1 protein-coding gene is annotated in these 1,479 nt (G+C 62.1%); it reads right to left on the reverse strand.

All coding sequences use genetic code 11. From position 1 onward, the window contains the following. A partial coding sequence (gene ahcY / locus EN969_RS30805) for an adenosylhomocysteinase (protein ID WP_127419723.1) occupies positions 1–1,245 on the reverse strand: 1,245 nt, incomplete at its 3' end. Positions 1,246–1,479 lie beyond the last annotated feature (234 nt).

Genomic DNA, 1,479 nt, shown 5'->3' on the forward strand with positions numbered 1-1,479 from the left:
GTTCTCGTACTGGCCGGGCTTGGTGTAGAGCTCGATCTGCGCCAGCACCTGGTTGGTGAAGGATGCCGACATGACGAAGCTCGGGTGGCCGGTGGCGTTGCCGAGATTGAGCAGCCGTCCTTCCGACAAAAGGATCATCCGCTTGCCGTCCGCGAAGGTGATCATATCGACCTGCGGCTTGACGTTGGTCCATTTCAAATTGCGCAGCGCGGCGACCTGGATCTCATTGTCGAAGTGGCCGATGTTGCCGACGATGACCATGTCCTTCATCGAGCGCATATGGTCGAGGGTGACGACATCCTTGTTGCCGGTGGTGGTGATGACGATGTCGGCGGTGGGGGCTGCATCTTCCAGCGTGACGACTTCAAAACCGTCCATCGCAGCCTGCAGGGCGCAGATCGGATCGACCTCGGTGACCTTGACGCGGGCACCGGCGCCCTTGAGCGAGGCCGACGAGCCCTTGCCGACGTCGCCATAACCGCACACGACAGCGACCTTGCCGGCCATCATCGTGTCGGTGCCGCGGCGGATGCCGTCGACCAGCGATTCCTTGCAGCCATACTTGTTGTCGAACTTCGACTTGGTGACCGAGTCGTTGACGTTGATTGCGGGGAAGGGCAGCAGGCCCTTCTTCTGCAGCTGGTAGAGGCGGTTGACGCCGGTGGTCGTCTCTTCGGTGACGCCGCGGATCGCCGCCTTCTGCTTGGTGAAGAAGCCGGGCGAAGCCTTCAGGCGCTTCTTGACCTGGGCGTAGAAATATTCCTCTTCCTCGCTCTGCGGGTTGGACAGCACGTCCTCGCCGGCCTCGGCGCGGGCGCCGATCAGGATGTACATGGTGGCGTCGCCGCCATCATCGAGGATCATGTTGGAGAGGCCGCCATCGGCCCACTGGAAGATCTTGTCGGTGTAGTCCCAATACTCCTCCAGCGACTCGCCCTTGACGGCAAACACCGGGATGCCGGCCTCGGCGATGGCCGCGGCCGCATGGTCCTGGGTCGAGAAGATGTTGCAGGAGGCCCAGCGGATATCGGCGCCAAGCGCCTTCAGCGTCTCGATCAGCACCGCCGTCTGGATGGTCATGTGCAGCGAGCCGGTGATGCGCGCACCCTTGAGCGGCTGCTTGGGGCCGAATTCCTCACGGCAGGCCATCAGGCCCGGCATTTCGGTTTCGGCGATCTCGAGTTCCTTGCGGCCCCAGCCGGCAAGCGAGATGTCGGCGACCACATAGTCCTTGCTACCCGTCATGGCAGTACTCCGATGCGAATGTTGTGCTTGCGAATTTGTTGCGGACACGCCCGCGCCGGTCGGCGCGTCCAAGGGCGCGAATTGCCGGCCTGACTAGCAGATCGGAGCAAGGACGACAATGGGATATAAAGAAATCTTTATCCCTGCATGTCTCTCGGACGCATATCGCGCTCTACCAGATCAGCATTCCTCGCCGAAGCGGGACGCCACCAGTTGCTCCAGGGCGTCGATGAC

Source organism: Mesorhizobium sp. M7A.F.Ca.CA.003.01.2.1 (genome assembly GCF_003998945.1).
GTDB classification, from domain to species: Bacteria; Pseudomonadota; Alphaproteobacteria; order Rhizobiales; family Rhizobiaceae; genus Mesorhizobium; species Mesorhizobium ciceri.